15 protein-coding genes are annotated in these 18,406 nt (G+C 60.4%); 5 read left to right on the top strand and 10 right to left on the bottom strand.

Annotated elements, in window-relative coordinates:
* Positions 1-100: 100 nt before the first annotated feature.
* On the bottom strand, positions 101-997 hold the full coding sequence (locus KGR00_RS12840; RefSeq protein WP_224418373.1) for a LysR family transcriptional regulator: 897 nt from the start codon (positions 995-997) through the stop codon (positions 101-103).
* Positions 998-1,107: 110 nt separating this feature from the next.
* Here KGR00_RS12840 and KGR00_RS12835 point away from each other — a divergent pair, with 110 nt between their 5' ends.
* Positions 1,108-1,551, top strand: a complete 444-nt coding sequence (locus KGR00_RS12835; protein WP_224418374.1) for a cupin domain-containing protein — start codon at positions 1,108-1,110, stop codon at positions 1,549-1,551.
* 198 nt (positions 1,552-1,749) lie between these two features.
* Here KGR00_RS12835 and KGR00_RS12830 read toward each other — a convergent pair whose 3' ends face one another.
* The gene (locus tag KGR00_RS12830; protein WP_224418375.1) at positions 1,750-2,781 is read right to left on the bottom strand and encodes a methyltransferase; all 1,032 of its coding nucleotides are present in this window, start codon (positions 2,779-2,781) and stop codon (positions 1,750-1,752) included.
* A 239-nt stretch (positions 2,782-3,020) separates the two neighbouring features.
* Between KGR00_RS12830 and KGR00_RS12825 the strand changes: the two genes are divergently transcribed.
* From KGR00_RS12825 to KGR00_RS12810, 4 genes are read left to right on the top strand one after another with little or no spacing between them, the layout of a single operon-like run.
* Entirely contained in the window at positions 3,021-3,794 is a 774-nt protein-coding gene (locus tag KGR00_RS12825; RefSeq protein ID WP_224418376.1) for an ABC transporter ATP-binding protein, read from the top strand.
* Between the two features lie 8 nt (positions 3,795-3,802).
* Positions 3,803-4,819, top strand: coding sequence for an iron ABC transporter permease (locus KGR00_RS12820; protein WP_224418377.1), 1,017 nt, complete (start codon positions 3,803-3,805; stop codon positions 4,817-4,819).
* Positions 4,816-5,883, top strand: coding sequence for an iron ABC transporter permease (locus KGR00_RS12815; RefSeq protein WP_224418378.1), 1,068 nt, complete (start codon positions 4,816-4,818; stop codon positions 5,881-5,883). The genes KGR00_RS12820 and KGR00_RS12815 overlap by 4 nt, the downstream gene beginning before the upstream one ends.
* Positions 5,884-5,893: 10 nt before the next feature.
* On the top strand, positions 5,894-6,883 hold the full coding sequence (locus KGR00_RS12810) for an ABC transporter substrate-binding protein (protein WP_224418379.1): 990 nt from the start codon (positions 5,894-5,896) through the stop codon (positions 6,881-6,883).
* A 153-nt stretch (positions 6,884-7,036) separates the two neighbouring features.
* On the opposite strand, the gene KGR00_RS12805 is transcribed toward KGR00_RS12810, so the two are convergent.
* The 8 genes from KGR00_RS12805 to KGR00_RS12770 form a co-directional block, all read right to left on the bottom strand.
* Entirely contained in the window at positions 7,037-9,079 is a 2,043-nt protein-coding gene (locus KGR00_RS12805; RefSeq protein WP_224418380.1) for a TonB-dependent receptor, read from the bottom strand.
* Between the two features lie 213 nt (positions 9,080-9,292).
* Positions 9,293-11,110: an ABC transporter ATP-binding protein gene (locus KGR00_RS12800; RefSeq protein WP_224418381.1), complete on the bottom strand. Its 1,818-nt coding sequence runs from the start codon at positions 11,108-11,110 to the stop codon at positions 9,293-9,295.
* Positions 11,111-11,112: 2 nt separating this feature from the next.
* Positions 11,113-12,948 carry an ABC transporter ATP-binding protein gene (locus tag KGR00_RS12795; protein ID WP_224418382.1) on the bottom strand — a complete coding sequence of 612 codons (1,836 nt, stop codon included), beginning with the start codon at positions 12,946-12,948 and terminating at the stop codon, positions 11,113-11,115.
* A 70-nt stretch (positions 12,949-13,018) separates the two neighbouring features.
* Positions 13,019-13,807: a 4'-phosphopantetheinyl transferase superfamily protein gene (locus tag KGR00_RS12790; protein WP_224419835.1), complete on the bottom strand. Its 789-nt coding sequence runs from the start codon at positions 13,805-13,807 to the stop codon at positions 13,019-13,021.
* Positions 13,808-13,814: 7 nt separating this feature from the next.
* Positions 13,815-14,585 carry a 2,3-dihydro-2,3-dihydroxybenzoate dehydrogenase gene (gene dhbA / locus KGR00_RS12785; protein ID WP_224418383.1) on the bottom strand — a complete coding sequence of 257 codons (771 nt, stop codon included), beginning with the start codon at positions 14,583-14,585 and terminating at the stop codon, positions 13,815-13,817.
* Positions 14,582-15,436, bottom strand: a complete 855-nt coding sequence (locus KGR00_RS12780) for an isochorismatase family protein (RefSeq protein ID WP_275423169.1) — start codon at positions 15,434-15,436, stop codon at positions 14,582-14,584. Before KGR00_RS12780 ends, dhbA begins: the two co-directional genes overlap by 4 nt.
* A 26-nt stretch (positions 15,437-15,462) precedes the next feature.
* The gene (locus tag KGR00_RS12775; RefSeq protein WP_224418385.1) at positions 15,463-17,112 is read right to left on the bottom strand and encodes a (2,3-dihydroxybenzoyl)adenylate synthase; all 1,650 of its coding nucleotides are present in this window, start codon (positions 17,110-17,112) and stop codon (positions 15,463-15,465) included.
* Complete coding sequence (locus KGR00_RS12770) at positions 17,109-18,335, bottom strand: isochorismate synthase (protein WP_224418386.1); 1,227 nt, start codon at positions 18,333-18,335, stop codon at positions 17,109-17,111. The genes KGR00_RS12775 and KGR00_RS12770 overlap by 4 nt, the downstream gene beginning before the upstream one ends.
* Between the last annotated feature and the right edge of the window lie 71 nt (positions 18,336-18,406).

Raw genomic sequence — 18,406 nt, 5'->3', positions numbered from 1 at the left:
GCCACTGTATCGCAGCGTAATGGCCCATCGCACCCCATATCTGGGCATTGCGCGGTTCGGTGGTCATATCGCCATGAACGCTGAATATTGCAATGTCACGTCACCCAGAACGCCCCCGCAACGCCTCCACCACGACCCTAAAGGCCGCGGTCTGCTGACGGCGATTCGGGTAGTAGAGATGATAGCCCGTGAAGGGCTCGGACCAGTCGGCGAGGACCTCCTGCAGGTCGCCGCGCTCCAGGTGCGCCTGAACCAGCCCGTCGGGCAGTTGCGCCAGGCCCACCCCGGCAAGACAGGCATCGAGGATCTGTTCCACGCTGTTCATGATCAACGGACCGCTGACGCGGACCCGAAATTCGCGGCCGCCGTTGCCGAACTCCCAGGCATAGAGCCCGCCGTGGGTGGGCAGACGCAGGTTGATGCAACGATGGCTCGTCAACGCTTCCGGCGTCCGGGGCATGCCATGCCGCGCCAGATAGTCGGGTGAGGCCACGGTGACCAGCCGCATGCGCGGGCCGATCGGCACGGCGATCATGTCGGCGGCGACGGTGCCACCCAGGCGCACCCCGGCGTCGAAGCGTTCGGCGACGATGTCCGTCAGCCCGTAGTCGGTGGTCAGTTCGATGGTGAGTTCGGGGTAGGCTTCCAGCAGGGGGAGCAGCTTCGGCCACAGGACGTGACGCGCCGCGTATTCGTCCGCGGTGATGCGTACCGTGCCCGCCGGGCGCGCCCGCAGTTCGGTCACGGCGGTTACCTGCGCCTCGATCGCCTCCAGCAGCGGGGCGATCTCGCGCAGCAGCTTCTCGCCTGCCTCGGTACGCGTGACGCGACGCGTCGTGCGCGTCAGCAGGCGCACCCCGAGGCGCTCTTCCAGCCCCCGCAACGTCTGGCTCACCGCCGAGGGCGATACGCCGAGATGCGCCGCCGCGCGGGTGAAGTTGCCCTCGCGCCCCACCGTCACGAAGACGGCCAGATCGTCCAGCCGATACGCCGCCATTATGAAGCTCCCCTTCATGCTGCATTCAGGATTTTACATATACTCGGCTCAATCGCGGCCTGCTACCGTTTAACGGACACCACGACACGCAGCAATCGCAGGAGGTTGCCATGAATGAGACCCACGCCTCGTCAGAAGACATGCTGGTGCAGCGCGCCGGTTCCAGCGACGCCATCCAGGGGCCGAGTGAGTATTTCACCGGCCAGGTCCGCATCGACCGGGTCTTCAGTGCGCCGGCGCCTTCGCGGGTGGGCGTTGCCGTGGTCAATTTCGAGCCGGGTGCGCGTACCAACTGGCACACGCATCCGGTCGGGCAGATCCTGCTGGTGACCGACGGCGTGGGCTGGACCCAGTGCGAGGGCGGGCCGAAGACCGAGATTCGCCCGGGCGACCTGATCTGGTGCCACTGCGGTCGTCGCCATTGGCATGGCGCCACCGACACCACGGCGATGCAGCACGTCGCCATTCAGGAGTCGCAGGACGGCTCGCCGGTCGAGTGGATGGAGCCCGTCCCGGACTCGGTCTACCTCGCCGGCCCGGTCAAGACGGACTGAGTGGTATCGATCGACAGGGGGGCTCTCTCGGGCGACGTGCCCACCGGCGTAAGCCGGCGCGTCTCTCGAGAGCGGACCCTTACGCCAGGGCCGCTCGCCTCAGATGGCGGGCAGAGCCACAAGAAGCCGATGGAAGACGTCGAGGAGTGAAAGGAGTTCTGGTCGTCGACGGTTAAATCAGATGACAAAGTAGGAATCTCAGGTGGCTGGTGCCCCATTGATGTCTCCGTTGCGAAACTCGAGAATCCTGAGCGGCGTGTTGGTGGGTATGGTGCTGATGCACTCGAAACCTTCTTTGGCGAGCATCTGACAGAATTCTTCCTGGGTTCGTTCTCTCCCTCCAAGCAACAGCATCATGACCATGTCCTGCGAGGATTTGCCAGGATTCTCCCGGGTTTGCTCCAGTATCATGTCTATAATGAACAGTCGGGCTTGTGTCCGCATGGTGGCGCGTGCCTTCTCCAATACCTGACTGATTGCTGCATCATCGAAGTCATGGAATACCCTGCTGAAAATATAGGCATCGCCACCTGGCGGAAGGAATTCGAAGAAAGAACCGTACTCGACTATCGCGCGCCGGTTTCGAATCATGTCGGTCATGTCGGGGTGGAATTCATCATCCGTGCGCGGCAGTTCGAACAATATGCCCTTCGTGCCAGGGTTTCTCTTCAATACCTGCGCAAGGAAGGAGCCATCTCCTCCTCCTACGTCCACGACCGTCGTGCCTTCAGGGAAGTCCAGCTGTTGAGCGACGAAGTGCCCCATTCCCAAGGAGGCCGCACGCATTTCAGCGTCAAACCTCTTGCGAGCCATCTTATCCTGACTCAGATAGTCGAAGAAGGTCCGCCCGTGGGCCAGCTCAAAGGCAGGAGTACCGCTACGTAGCTGCTCGGTCAGGTGTGTCCACGCTAGCCAGTACAGTGGGTGAAGCTCACACTCCACCCAAGGGTGGAGGGAGTTCGTGGACTCAGGCAAGAGAAACCGGGATGCCTCGGTGAGTCCGTAACGGCCGGACTCGTCGCGTGCGAAAATATCCTCATTGACCAGGTGATCCATAAGTCGGGATAGCAACCCTTCTTCAATGGCGGCGGCACGTGCGAGTTCGCTGGCGGTCTGCGGTCCCTGACTGAGATGAGCGGGTATGTCGAGCTCGACCGCCGTGTGAATGCACTGTGAGGTCCGATAGGCCGATATCTGCTGCATGAGCTTCAGGGGCGGTCGGTCATCCATGTCGCGATTCTCCTCGTTGCCCGAATGGGGCAAGTCGTGTGCCTCGCATATCCCGCGGTTCCATCGTTTTCATCCCCCTATGCCCGGTGCTGCCTTGCTCAGGAAAGCCTGTAGGCGGACGTTCTTCCCAAGCAGGAGTGATACTATATATCATTCGTTATTGATATGTATTTGCATCTAATGCTACAGTCGGAACCGGATGCAATCAAGTGCGCAGGCGAGGCTGTAAGGAACGAGTCATGCTAGTCGTTGAGAATTTGGCGGCATCCTATGGTAAAGACATGGTTTTAAAGCAGTTTTCTGCCCGATTCCGGCAAGGGCGACTGACGGCTCTGGTTGGAGCGAACGGCTGTGGCAAGTCCACGCTGCTGAAAGCCATCATGGGCTTCCTGCCTGTTACGCGTGGCAGCATACGCATCGGCGACCATGCAGTGTCGGCGCTGGGTCGGCGGGCACTAGCCCGTCGCATCGCCTATCTGCCCCAGGAAAACCACTGTCCAGACTATTTTACCCTTGGGGAGTTGGTCCGGCTGGGTGGTTATGCGCGCTACCCGCTCCTGGGCGGGCCGAGTGACAAAGACCGACAGTTGTTCCATGCAGCATTGGAGACGGTTGGGCTGGTTGACATGGCACACCGCCCGGTCAATTCGCTGTCAGGAGGTCAGCGGCAGCGCGCCTGGCTTGCCATGGTATTGGCTCAGGATGCCGAGGTCGTACTGATGGATGAGCCGGTAAATCATCTGGATATCAAGTATCAGTATGCCGTGCTGGAGCTGGTGCGTACTCTGACCCTGCAGCACGGCAAGACCATCATCGCAGTCTTGCACGATCTGAACCTGGCTGCCGCTTTTGCCGATGAGGTGGTGATGCTCCGTGACGGACGGGTCGCGGCTGCAGGGAGCGTGGCGGAGACGATCACTGCCTCGACGGTGGCACATGTCTTCGACCTTCAGGCGGAGGTGTTCAGGCGCAATGGAAGACTGGTTTGCTTGCCTCAGGTTGCCGCCCAGTGAATGCCCGCGTGAGTCGTCGGAACGCCTGGTCCTTTGCCGGTGCACTCACGGTTTTCTGTACCGCGCTGATGGCTGAGCTCTGTTTCGGTGCAACCACGATTCCAGTATCGGTAGTGGCTGAGGCATTTCTGCGCTTCGACCCGGAGAACTATGATCATTACATCGTGCTGTATCAGCGCCTGCCACGCGTACTCATCGCGCTGCATGCCGGTGCGCTGATGGCGTGTAGTGGGCTGGTTCTGCAAGGACTGACGCGGAATCCACTGGCTTCACCCACGACGCTAGGCATCAATGCCGGGGCGATGCTCTTCGTTCTAGCCGGTGCATACTTTCTGAATCTCGGCATCGATGGGCGTGGCGCTGCCGCAGTGTTGGGGGGATTGTTCGGGTTTGCTACCTGCCTCGCCGTGGCACGGCTCGCGGGTCTGGTACAGGACCAGAGCGGGTTGGCATTGATCTTGTCGGGGGCGCTGACCTCCATGCTGCTCTTCGGCATCGCCAATGCCGTACTGCTGACCGACCCGACACGAAGGACGGACTTCCTCGGCTGGGTATCGGGCAATATCAACCACGTCTATGCTGACCAGCTGTTTCGCTTCTGGTGGATAGGCCTGGCTGCGCTGGCTCTGCTGTATCTTCTGGCTCGTCCGTTGACACTGATCATGCTCGGCACCGACAAGGCGGCCTCGGCTGGGGTTAACGTGCGTTGGGTCAGGGCCCTGGCGTTGCTGGCGGTCGTACTGGCAGCGAGCTCTTCCGTAGCAGTGTGCGGGCCTCTCGGCTTCGTGGGGCTGGTCGTGCCACACATCGTGCGTCCTTGCGCCGGAGCCGATCTCGCTCGCAGCCTGCCCGGCGCAGCGCTGGTGGGAGCGACCGCCTGCCTGCTGGCCGATCTCATTGCTCGTCATGCCTTCCTGCCCGCCGTCGTGCACACCGGGTTGGTGCTGGATCTGGTTGGCGGGGTGGTCTTTGTACTGATCGTGCGCCGCTACTACTTGACTGCGGGTAGATGGGCCAAGGGATGAAATACGAACGTGCCATCGACGGACGTCCCGTTCTGCGCTTTACGGGCGGGCTCGAAATCGGGGTGGGCAACCTTGCCACCATGGCGGTTCTGACGGTGGCCGTAGTGGTGATGACGACGCTGTCGCTGAGTATCGGCTTCGAGGACACTCAGGTGACCGATCTGGCTGCCGCCTGGCACGGTGAGCTGAACGACGATCTGTATTTCGCATTGATGAACGTGCGGCTGCCCCGCATCGTGCTGGGGTTCATGGCCGGGTGGTGCCTGGCGTTGACGGGGGCGTTGTTGCAATCGCTCTCGCGGAATCCACTGGCCGATCCCGGCCTCTTGGGGCTGAGTCAGGGATCGATGGTCACGATCCTGCTGCTGCTGCTGTTCATACCCTCGGCGCCGCTGGGGCTGATACCGATGGCGGCCGTCCTGGGCGGGCTGGCGGTGGCGGCATTGCTGATGTGGCTGATGAGGGGAAGTTCGGGTGGCAACACCGGACTGACAATCCTGCTGATGGGGATTGCCGTCGATACCGTGCTTTCTTCGGTTTCGTCGATTCTGATTCTCTATGCGCCGCCGGAGATTTCATTCGCCGTTTCCGCTTGGCTGGCCGGATCACTGTTCCAGGCTAGCTGGGGCAGCATTGTCGCACTGCTGCCGTGGTTCACGTTGAGTCTGCCTGCGATCATCGTGCTGGGCCGGTCAATGCGCTGCCATGACCTGGGCGATGAAACGGCCATGGCGCTGGGCGTGCCGGTGAACTGGTCCAAGCCACTGATTCTTTTCGTGGCAGTGCTGCTGACCTCAGCGGCAGTCGCAGCCGTGGGGCCGCTGGTCTTTCTAGGGGTGATGGCCCCGCACTTGGCGGGCTTCCTGTCGCGCTCAGCGGGACGGGCGCGGCTGATCCTCTCCGCACTGACTGGCGGGCTGCTGGTCGTGGCTGCCGATACGCTGGTCCGTTTCGCCACGAGTGATCTCGCCCTGCCACTCGGGCTGAGTCTAACGCTGATCGGCGTCCCCCTATTCATACTGACTCTGCGCCTGCGGGCGCTGGCGAACCTGCGTTCCGAATGAGAGGCTGACAATGCGACAGCGAGTTCTATTTGCTTTGCAATTCGTGGTGCTGGCCGCAGCGGTTACCGTCCCGGTGGCCTTCGCGGATGAGCGCGTCGTCATTGATGATGCCAAACGCAAAGTGACTGTGCCGGAAAGCCCCGAGCGTATCGTGGTGTTGCACGAGCCGCTGCTGGGCGTGCCGATGGCGGACCTGGGCGTCGTACCGGTAGGCAGCTACGGGCGCGCCGATGACGGCAGCAGTCTGATGGCCGTCGATTTCTACCGCACGGTACTCGGTGAGGGGGCACCATCGCCGAAGGGGATTGGCCCAGTCGGTGGCATCGACATCGAGAAGATACGTGCGTTGCGCCCCGATCTCATCGTCTGCACCGAATACGATCTGGACAAGGCCAAGCGATTCTCCAATATTGCGCCCGTCTATGTTCAGAACAGCAGTACAGGCCGGGTTCACGGATTCGAGGCCCAGGCCTCACTGGCTCGACTGCTGGACCGTGAAGAGGTATTCAACAAGCGCAAGGCGGAATATCAGCAGCGCCTGGCACAGGTCCGTGCCAGCCTGCCCGAGGACCCGCAAGGCAAGACTTACCTGGCGATTCTGTTGACCGATCAGCTTAACGCCGTCGGGGAAATGTCCGGAGTCGTGCAGGCGGTCGAGGATCTGGGCTATACGCGTCTGGAGTTAAAAAACCAAGGGCTGGTCGGGCTGGGGTCGACGCTGCTGGTGCCTCTCAGTACCGAACTGGTAGGAAGGCTTGATCCCGATTTGCTCATCGTGATGAACAGTTACGCAGGAGAGAGGCGAGGCGAGGCAGGCATACGCAACGACCTGGACCGTCTCGTACCTGCGTGGGAACGTTTTCTGAAACCCGCACGTGAAGATCGAATCCTGTTTATGGACTCCGTTGCCGTCACGACTCCTTCAATAGCGAGTGCCGAACATGCGCTGAATGCGATCGCCGAATGGATGGCATCTCGTGAGAGCGATACGGAAGAATGAGTCCAGATAGTGATGTGCTGCGCCATTCCAGTGAATGGGAAATGAATGTCGTGATCATCCGGTGAGGCTTGGCAATGTCTTTTACCGTGAGTTCGGCAGTGATGCGAGAGTAAGGGGGAGGTGTGCCTCCCCCAGGTCAGGATACCCCATAGGTTAGTAGGTCATCTTTACACCGATGCCCATCTCACGCGGTTCCAGCATGTTGGCAACTTTCCCGCCGACAGAGCGATCATCATAGAGATAAGTCGGAGTGCGCTCATCGAAGATGTTGTGCGCGAAAGCGAAGAGTTTGAGGTGCCCGAAGGGGGCATAGGTGAGTCGAGCGTTGGTTACCGTGTAGCCATCGACTTCGTAGCCGGGGGCATTTTCATCTGTTGAGTGGTAGCCGTCCGTATAGCGAAGATCTCCGCTGAGTCGAATCTTGGGTGTGATGTCCCAGTCTGCACCGAGGTTGAACGTGTATCCCGGGGCACGCCCGAATTCGTTGCCTTCATAGGTGTCACCGCCAAGACTGGAAAGCTCCTCGAGCTTCGTTTCCAGCAGGCCGACCCCAGCATTGATCTTCAATCGCTCCTGCACCTGATAGTTCGCCGACAGCTCCAGTCCATAGGCCTTGGCCTGTTCGGTATTCACAGCAACGCTACCGAATTGACGGCCATTCAAGTAGTCTGGAATCTGGCGTTGTGAGTCCTTGTAGTCACTGTAGAAAAGGTTGCCGGACACGACCAATCGGTTGTCAAGAAGACGGGCACGGCTGAATAGCTCATAATTCCAGACGGACTCTTCGTCGAAGGCTACGTAATCCTGTCGAGCGAAGCTTAGGTTGATGCCGCCCGGGTTGTATCCCTTGTTGACCAGCGCGCCGAGCGTGACGTTCTGGGTGGCTTCATAGGCAAGAGACACCTTGGGAAGCCAGGCATCGAACGTTTCGTCGAAATCGAGCGGTACGCTGGCGTAGGAGGACGTCCCGGTTCGGGTGACATCGTCGCGTTGGTAGCGCAACCCACCGGTCAATGTCCAGCGATCCGCGAATCTATAAGCGACCTCACCATAGAGACCAAGGTTGGTCTTTTCGTCTTCGAACTGCGAAAGCCCATTGACATGGAGAACGTCATCCGAATCCGTTTTAGCCACGTAATTCCCTATGAATCCGCTGACACGGTCATCGGGACTACCGAACTGCAGCCGCACTTCGTTCGACAGGTTTTTTTGGTCGATGGATCCGGAGCCATTCGAGGCCGGCTCGGCCACGCGGTTGACGTGCATGTTCGTATGCTGCAGTTGCTCGATGAGCTGCAGGCCATTACCGAAGTCATAGCTGACATCGGCTATGAGCGTGTTTCCCCGTTGCTTCCAGCTGGGCATAGAGGTCGTCATGTTGTCGAGTTCCTCATACGGGGCTGAGGCTGATTCCCAGGTGGGAGAGTTGTTCTGCGTATGAGAGAAAGTGAGCTTCGCCTCAAGCCCCCCCAGATTAGAAGGCCACCATAGCAGTTTCATCCGGGCGTTCTTGTATTCGAAATCCGGGTCAGTCTTACCTTGGGAATAATTCGGATTGGTATAATCGATAAAGGTATCGCGCCCCGAGTAATCCAAGGAAAGTCGTGCAGCGACTTCGTCGGAGAGCGGGCCGGAGGCAGCCAGCGAGGCTCGTCGCTTGTTCCGGTTTCCATACTGCAGTTGGGCGGCCCCTTCTTTCTCGAAAGTTGGATCCTTGGTGTTTACGACGATGGCCCCAGCGATGCTGTTGGCACCCTGGGAAACCGTCTGCGGCCCTCGGAAGACCTCGATACTTTCGACGTCCCAGATCGAGGTCGCACCGTAGACTAATTCGTAGTACGAGAGGTAATGTCCGTCCACATTGAAGGTGGCACGAGGCAAGGTACCACCAAAGAATGCAGTCGAACCGAAATTCGGCCCCTGGGCATCCTGTCCTCGAATTACTGGAGCACCTGGCGAGTCGGTGATGATCACATTCGGGATATTACCGATGACATCCGAAACCGTCGCTGCGCCCTCTTTCTTTTCCAGATTTTCGCTACTCAGTACCGTGACCGAAGTCGCCGTATCTTGAAGTTGGCGATTCATTTTTTCGCCAGAAACCAGAACCGTCGGCAGTTCGCTTATCTGATCGGATTCGTTGGCCGTATCCTGTGCAACTGCCGGTGCTGCCACAGTCATGAAGACGGTGAGCATACTTATACCTGACGATGGATTAGCGGATGACTTACTCATTCCCTTGCCTCCCTTTATTTGACTAATCGATCAGCGACTCACGGCCGATTTCATTAGTTAATCGCGGGGTTGACCGATCGCCAAGAGCGGTCAACAAACTCCACGATAATTTATTTTCTATAGCGACTTTTCATTCCAAAAGGCGGATAGTGTTGTTACCGAACCTCTGGATGGTTATTTGTGGTGAGCCGCACTATTTTCGCGAACCTCTGCCACGTGCCAGTTCTTGACTCTCTGCTGCGCTTCCCACATGCGCCGATAGCACCCTGACGATTCCATGAGTTCGGCGTGACACCCCCTTTCCACCAGTTGACCATCTTCGAGAACCAGGATTTGGTCCGCCCCGACGATGGTCGTGAGCCGGTGTGCGATGACGATGACGGTCCTGTCCCTGACCAAGGCATCGATCGCGCACTGCACTGCCACTTCGCTCTCGCTGTCGAGGGCAGCGGTCGGCTCGTCCAGAATGACGATGGGCGCGTCTTTCAATAAAGCGCGTGCGATGGAAATCCGTTGTCGCTCACCACCGGACAGGCAGCCACCGATCTCGCCGATTCGTGTCTCCCAGCCATGCGGCAGTTTCTCGATGAAGTCCAGGCATTGAGCGGCCCGGGCGGCTCTGAGAACCTCTTCATCGGTGGCGGCAGGCTTACCCATTCGGATGTTGGACATGATCGTGTCGTCGAAGAGGTAGACGTCCTGGAAAACGACCGATATTAAGTCATGAAGTCGGCTAATTGGGATCTGCCGGATGCCCACTCCTCCGATGCGAATGCTTCCGGATTGTGGATCTGCATGGCGCAGCAAAAGCTTCGTCAGGGTCGTCTTTCCCGAGCCGGAAGGACCTACCAGCGCTGTCAGGCTCTGGGGAGGCAAGTCCGCATTGAAATCACGCACGGCCGGTGAACTTCCTTGCTCGTATTGAAAGCTCACGTCGTCGAATCGAACGTCGAAGGACTCTGGTAGTTTCTCGGGCTGGTGTTGTTCCAGAGGCGGAATTGCCAGCAGTGAGCGGATGCGCTCCAAGGCGGATTCGATCAACTCGAGGATGGCCGTGTAGAGGATGAAGGTCGATAAGGGCTCGGACAGTCGAGCGACGATAACGAAGAGGGCCGCGAGCACGGCCACATCCAGCGAGGAGTCGAGCACCCACCTCACGCCCAGCCCCAGCACGATGAGCAAACCGATTTCGACGACGCTGGCCACGAGAATATTAGGCTTTGTGCCCTTGCGGTGTCCGATCGTCTGAATGGTTTCAAGGTGCTTGAATGTAGAGGCCAGGCGTTCGGCCTTGGCACCTGTCTGGCAGGCTGCTCGCAGCACTGGCAGTCCCTGCGTATATTCCAAGACATCGGCATTGGCTTGCTGATGGGCTTCGCCGAGGATGCGTTTGCCGCGACCTAGTGCTGGTCGGCGCCAGCGGTATAACGGGATGATGGCGGGGAATAGGAGAAGCAATGCCAATGCCATGCGCCAATCCACGGCTAACAGGGCTAGTGCGGTACACAGGGGGGTTATCAGCGCAATGAAGATCAGGTTGAGAATGGTCAGAGTGTGAGCCAAGTTCTCATCTACATTATTAAGCACCATGGAATTCAGCTCGCCGGTACGCCGGCTCAGTAAAGTTTCCAATGGTATGTGCCGTAACTGCTCGCCGAGTTGGATGCGAAGTCGATGGGTGGACTTGGCCATTTTTCCATCGAAATCGAAGTTTTGTGAACGCCAGCGTAGGGTCAGGCTCAGTACGACCAGGGCCGTGCATAGGCTCAGCCAGTACAGTGCTTCTATGGTGTCACTCCTCGTGAGAAGCGCAGACAGCAAAGGTGCAATGCAGGCGAGTGCCAAGCCTTGTGTCGCAGCGGCGGCCAACAATCCGATGATACTGCGGCGCAGATTCGGCGCCTCTGGCCCGACGCTCTCCAGAAGTTGGTGATAGGTGGTGAGCCAAGACGTCGGTTGTTGTCGGCTTGAGGTGTGGGATCGGGTGCTCATGCTTACGCCTCATGGGTCTTGATGGTGTGCTGACCGGCCTGCCCGAGGGACCAGTGCTGGGCCATTTCGTAGCTGTGCCACAGGCGTGCGTAGGTGCCGCCACGTTCCACCAGAACTTGGTGGCGTCCACTTTCGATGAGATGCCCCTCGTCGAGGACGAGAATCAGATCGGCATCCCGAATGGTGGCCAGGCGGTGAGCCACCATGATCACCGTCTTGCCCTGCATCAGTTGTGAGAGAGCAGAGACCAGCGCGGCTTCGTTTTCCGGGTCGGCGAAAGCCGTTGCCTCGTCGAGAACGAGAATCGGGCGATTCTGCAGAATGGCTCGAGCGATGGTGATACGTTGTCGTTGCCCACCCGAGAGGAATATGCCGCGTTCGCCGACGCGAGTGTCGTATCCGTCGGGAAGCTCCATGATGAAATCGTGTGCTTGTGCGGCCTTCGCCGCCGCGATCACGCTATCCATATCGGTGCCGTACATGCCCAGACGGATGTTATCCGCGATGCTATCGGAGAACAGGAAGGTGTCCTGGAAGACGAAGGAGACCTGATGCATCAAGGTGTTGGATGTCATGTCGCGGACATCGACGCCTCCCACCAGAACGCGCCCCTCGGAGACGTCCCAGAACCGCAGGATTAGCTTGGCCACGCTGCTCTTGCCGGCCCCAGAAGGTCCGACGAGAGCGGTGACGGTGCCGGGGGCGGCAGTGAAGCTGATATCGTTGAGCGCTTCATTACTCGTGGAGGTGTAGCGAAAGCTCACGTTCTCGAAACGCACACTGGCATCTCGAGGTCGCTGCTCGACATCGGGGCTGGGAGTGGGCAGGCAAGGTGCCGCCATCACATCATGGATGCGGGCGATGCTGAGCTTCACCTTATCGACCATGTGACGGAGCATCATCATCGGCATCACGGCTTCGGCCATACCGGTGCATAAAAGCAGTACCGCCAGCCAGCGTACGGGGTCGAGGTCTCCTTGCTGGGTCAGTACGGTGCCGAGCCAAAGCACGACGATCAGCGTCAGCATCGGGCTGAGCACCACCCAGGAAAATCGCGCGGAAACCCCGGATTCTCGGTACCAGCGGGTCAGGACGTCCAAATATTCTGTCAAGGCTTGTTGATAGCGTCCGAACGTCGAATGGCCGGTGTCGAACGTTCTGACCACGGGCATCGCTTGTACGAACTCGACGATAGCGGAGCTGACTCTTTCGCGGGCATCGTTGTAGAGCCTGACCATCTCGCCTCGTCGGCGTAGCGCTTTTCTCAGAACACCGAAGCCCAGGATCAAGACGCCCAGGGTGCCTAGGGCAAGTCGCCAGTCCAGCCACATGAGTACGCAGAACGTGACCACAGGGGTAACATAAGCGCGGGCATAAAGCGGTGTGCTATCGGCGACGAAGACATGGAGCGCCCTGACATCGTCGTGGATGACCTTGGTCAGGGCTCCAGCGCCTTGGGCTTGTACGTACCCCATGGATACCCTGGCCAAACGGTCGCACAAGCGCATGCGCAGGATGCGTTCCAACCGGAAGGCAGCGAAGTGCGCCTGATTGAAGGCGCCCAGTCGGGTTAAGTAGGCCGTGACGGTGCAGGCCAGCACGCCCAGCATGAGTTCCCATGGCCAGGTTTGAGGGCGTTCGAGCAGCGCCTTGACCGTGAGGGTAAGTAGGCCCATGCACAGCAGTCCCAGCAGAGACGAAGTGACGGAAAGTCCCATGGCATAGCCGATCTGTCTCTTGACCGGATGCATGATGGACCAGGCACTGGAGGCGCGATGGCGCGTGGCACTTCTCTGTATACCTTCTTCCGGTCGTGACGAAGTCGTCGATGCGGTCATCTCGATTCCTTTTGTAGGCGTGTCAGTGCATGTGCTCGAGGTGGCAGGGCGCTCGCCGGCGTGCTGGCTATCATGCGACGCTCCCTCGAACAGAAACTGTCGATGCGGAAATGGCGACCCGCGTCAGCAGGAGGCCCTGGAAGCGGCAATGGCGAACGGGAAAGCGGAGCCCGGGTTGCCATTCGCCCCCCAGGCTGATGCGCAGCCTCAACACGGCGTGTCCCTGCAAGTCCCACTCGATCAGCTCCGCGGCGGCGAAGTCGAAGCGGCGCTGCACTAGCGGAAAGAGCGCCTTGAACAGACTCTCCTTGGCAGAGAAACTCAGGCTGACGAGGAATGGGCGCAGTGCGGCATTCCAGGGAGCGCTTTCGCCTCGGGCAAGCACGATTGGACCGAGGTCCTCGCTCTGCGTGGCGCTGAATGGCTGCTCGAGGTCGATGCCCAGCCCTCGGTAGTATTCCATCGGCCCGGCCAGTGCGATGGCCTGGTCTCGGCAATGGCTGATGGTGCCGACCACCCCGGTCGGCCAGAGCGGCGCACGCTCTGGGCCAATCGCCGGGTAATCGGGACGCCCCGTGAGGCCGAGCAATGCCATACGGGCGCAGCGACGCCCGGCGACGAACTCTGCCCGACGTCGTCGGGTGGCTCGTTCGAGCATGGCCGGCAGGGGGATGTGCGTATCGTCATGGCGACCCGTCCCCGGAGAGAAGTGTGCCGCTGCGAGCCGGCAACCCGAGGGTACGAAATCCTCTGGAAGGCGTTTCTGCGGTTGGTGCCACGAGGAAGCGATGGCTGGGTAGTGCATCACTGGAGTCGCCTGGTGTGGATGGCTTTCGTCGCTGATAGGTCGGTTGACCATGGTCACCTCAGGCTCCAAGCGTGGCGCCGCCATCGATCACCAGGTCCTGCAATGTGATGTGGCCGGCTCGTTCCGAGGCCAGGAAAACGATGGCATCGGCGATATCGTCGGGTGTGGCCAACTTGCCTAAGGGGATGCCCAGCTTGTATCGCTCGGTCTGACCCTGGAGTAAGCGCTGGCGGTCGGCCGGTGTCGGGCACATGTCGTGCAGCATCGGCGTGTCGGTGGAGCCCGGAGAGACGAGATTGCAGCGGACGCCGTACGGTGCCAGCTCCAGACCCACGCAGTGGCTGAGACTTGCCAGGGCCGCCTTGGAAGCGCAGTAGGCTGCCATGCCGATGCGCGGCACGTGGGCAGCATTGGAGGCAACGTGAATCACCGCGCCGCGGCGCTGCCGCTTGAAGAGGGGGAGCCACTGGCGTAGCAGATGGAAGGCGCCGGTAGCGTTGACGTTCAGGCAGGCGTGCCAGTCTTCCAAGGTTAGTTCTTCAGTGCGGCCAAGGCGCAGGATACCGGCTGCATTGACCAACACGTCGAGATGTGGTGACTCGTCTTGAAGATGGGCGCATGCCTCTGCCACCTGCGCATGCTCGCCAATGTCCACGGGCAGCAAACGAAACGTCACCTCCCGCCCGTCCACGTTGCGGTCAAAACCCACTACGTCTGCACCCTGTTCCACGAAGCGCTCGGCCACGCAGCGGCCGATGCCGCTGGCGGCTCCAGCGACCAACACCCGCTTGCCGGCCAGGTCGTCATATGTCAGTGCACGAGCTGTCATTCGACGGCTTCTCGAGTAGCGGTGCATTGCCGTTCGATGAGGGACCACCAAGCATCGACGGTCGGAGTGCCCACCAGCTCTTCGAAGCTCAGAGCGATGCCGCGTTTCTTGAGTTCCGCGGCCAACGTCATGACCTGAATCGAATCGAGGCCGTAATGGATGAGGTTTTCCGCGGGGTCCAGCGCATCGTCATCGTCGATCAGCTGACGTACCCGCGTCTCGAGCCATTGGCGAGTGATGCCCAGGGATTGATTGTCGATCAGGCCGGTCGTACTGGTGACGCTGCCGCAGCGGTTGGCCACATAGCGCAGTGCCATCAGATGCTCGGCCTCGGAGAAATCGGCCGTAGCATCTGCCACGAGAAAGGCCTGGATATCCTGCATGAAGGCCTCCAGCGCCGTGGTCAGACAGCCAATGTGCGTATACACGCCACCGATCAACAGCTGATCGCGGCCAAGTTCGGTCAGCAGGTCGGCCAGCTCTGTGCGCTGGAAGGCGCTGTAGCGCCACTTGGCCAGGACATGGTCGTCTTGTTCGGGTGCCAGTGACTCCACTATCTGCTGGAGCTTTGGATCGGCCTGGGTGAGGCCCGGGCCCCACATGTCATTGAGGAGCCCGCGATCGAAGGATGATTGCTCGTAGGGCTGGGTGGTGTAGATCACCGGAATGCCTTGCGCCTTGCACCAGAGTCGCAGACGCACGAGGTTGTCGATGAGGCGTTTCACCAGCGCGTTATCTTCCCCATAGAAACGCAAGAAATAGCGTTGCATGTCGTGAATCAGCAGAGCGGCTCGTGCAGGGCTGACCTGCCAGGCAACACGATTATCGGGCAAGGCGTCTTGCGACGGCATGGGATACTCGTCGAGAGAAGGAATGCTCATGACAGGGTCTCGCAGGGATTAGTGAATGAAGCAGAGGGTGGTGCCAGCTGGTCGCGCAGCTGTCGCTTGTCGATCTTGCCGACGGCGGTGAGGGGCATGGCGTCGACGAAGCGGAAGCGATCGGGTAGCTTGTAAGCGGCTACGCCGAGCTCTAGCAGGTGTTGTCGCAGGCTGGCAGGGCGAAGGTCACGTTTCCGGGCGACGAGGAAGGCGCAGCTTTTTTCGCCCATCATGGGATCGTCCATGGCGACCAGCGCGGCGTGAGTCACTTCCGGGTGCAGCAGCAGCAGGTTCTCGATCTCCTCGGCGGCGATCTTTTCGCCACCGCGGTTGATCTGGTCCTTGACTCGCCCCACTACTCGGAGATAGCCGTCGGCGCTGCGTTGCACAAGATCGCCGGAATGATAGAAACCCCCTGCGTCGAACACCCGAGCGTTCTGTTCGGGACTCCTGTAGTAGCCGCGGAAGGTATACGGACCGCGTGTGGCCAGCATGCCCGTTTGGCCAGTCGCTACCTCGTGCCCCCGGTCATCGACGACCTTGACTTCGTCATCGGGACTGATCGGACGACCCTGGGTGGCAAAGAGTCGCTCCTCGTCGTCGTCCAAACGGGTGTAGTTCACTAGCCCCTCGGCCATGCCGAAGACCTGCTGGAGCGAACATCCCAGGGTGATCGGAACACGCCTGGCCAGCGATTCAGCAAAGCAGGCGCCTCCCACTTGCAGCAAGCGCAGAGAGCGCAGGGAATCGCCCGGCTGGCGTTCGGCAGCCTGCATCCAGAGCATCACTGCGGGTGGCACCAGCGCCGCCATGGTCACGGCGTGACGCTCGATCAACCGGAAGCACGACTGGGGCTCCGGGGTCGTCGCCATCACCACGCAGCCCCCGGCATGGAAGACGCCCAGTGCCCCGGGCGAGCTCAAGGGAAAGTTGTGCGCCGCCGGCAGGGCGCACAGAAACCGGGTGTGGGGGCCGAGCTGGCAGATATCGGCGCTGGCCCGGACGCTGTAGTCGTAATCGTTGTGCGTTCGAGGGATCAGCTTGGGCACACCGGTACTGCCTCCCGACAGCTGAAAGAAGGCGATCTGATCGGCCGGAGTGGGGGCAAGTTGCACGGAGTGATCGGGCGGTGAGGCGAGCCAGTGCTCCAGGCTGCGCGAGGGGTCGTCTTCGCCGAGGAACAGGACCTGCGACAGCCGGGGCGAGATGTCCGCCAGCTCATCGATGAAACCATCGCCGGCGAAGAGTTCGTGTTGCCTGGTGGCGATCAGCAGGCGAGGTTGAAGCTGATGTGCATAACCCCTCAACTCCAACTGCCGGTGGCTGGGTAGGGCGTTGACCGGTGCCACCCCCAGTTTGAGTAGAGCGAAGAAGACCAGATAGAACTCGGCGACATTGGGCAACTGGACCAGGGCCGTGTCACCGTGCCCCAGGCCACGGGAGGCCAGGCGTGTCGCCAGGTTGGTGGATAGGGCATCGATCTCCGCATAGCTGAACCGGCGGTTGCCGCAGATCAATGCTGTCGCATCGGGGCGTTGCCGCGTCTGATGATCGAGACCGCGGGTCAAGGGTTCATCGAGCCAATGGCCATGGTCTCGGTAGCGTTGGGCCAGTTCGTGGGGCCAGGGCGTATGTTCCAGCGTCATGATGGCATCTCCCTAGCGATACGCGGGCTGCGCTCCTCGGCGGGGATGCCGCATACCCGGAGCATGGTGCCCAACTTGGCCTGAACCTCCGCCCACTCCGCGTCGGGCTGCGACCCTTCGACGATGCCGGCACCGGCAAACAGCCGGACGATGTTCTGTTTCACGGTGCCGCAGCGGATGGTCACCACCCATTCCCCGTTTCCTGCCATGTCGCACCAGCCGACCATGCCGGTGAACAGGCCCCGCTCGAAGGGTTCAATGAGGCCGATCAGGCGGCGAGCGCCCTGGGTGGGGTAGCCGCATACGGCAGGCGTGGGATGGAGGCGGCAGGCCAGCTGGAGCGCCGTGACGTCGGGATCGCGCAGTTGCCCTTCGATCCGCGTGGAGAGATGCCAAAGCGCCGTGGTGGCGAGCAAGGACGGCCGCTCGGGGCCGATCAGCTCGGTGCACTGCGGCTCCAGGGCCCGCAGCACATCATCGACCACCAGGCGGTGCTCGTAGCGATCCTTGGCCGATTGCAGCAATCGTTCGGCCGCTTCCCGGTCGAGGTCCGGATTGGGCACACGCTTGGCCGTCCCGGCCAGTGGGTTCGACACGACCCGCTGGGCTTTCTTTTCCAGCAGCAATTCCGGGCTGACGCCGATCAGGTTGGCACCATCCATCAAAGGAATCCGAAAACGGTAGCCCTCCGGGTTATGCGTACCGAGCCCATCCAGTAGCCGATCGACATCGAGTGGCGCGGAGAAATGCAACTCGTGCATCACCGACAGGACCGCCTTGCGAATGTCGCCGAAACCGAAATTGACGATGGCCTGTTCGACCGCCCTCTTGAAGCCTCGCTCGTCGGGAAGGCTGCGCTGATCCAGCAGTCGAGGCAGGGCCTTTGCCATACCTGCTCGACGTTTGGGTACACCGCGAGCCCGCCACTCGTAACGGTGAGGAACGTACAAGCACGACGGTGCGTATTCATCGAAGGGGATGGCCCCCACGACGATGGGGTTGGCTTGCCCCGCCCGTCTTGCCTCCGCCAGGGCCTCTCGAATTCCAAGCTGAAACGCACTATCCGTCTTGTCGCCTGCGTGGGGCGGCAGTGTGAGTGGTTTCAACGGAGCGAACGCCTTCAGTTCACGATACGTGGACGCGAACAGCAGTTGCCGTTCGTCTTCTTCCGATGTGGGTATCGTTTCAGTCTCCAGCGAATCCTTTGCTTCGGAGCTTCCCATGCCACCCCTCCCGATGAGAATCTAAATGATAATAGTTTACTTTAATGACTAATGGAGTATATTCGGCAGGA

The sequence above is a fragment of the Modicisalibacter sp. MOD 31.J genome (genome assembly GCF_020147985.1).
GTDB lineage: Bacteria > Pseudomonadota > Gammaproteobacteria > Pseudomonadales > Halomonadaceae > Modicisalibacter > Modicisalibacter coralii.
Note: the sequence above shows the minus strand (reverse complement) of the source record. Positions and strands in the feature narration are given on the sequence as shown.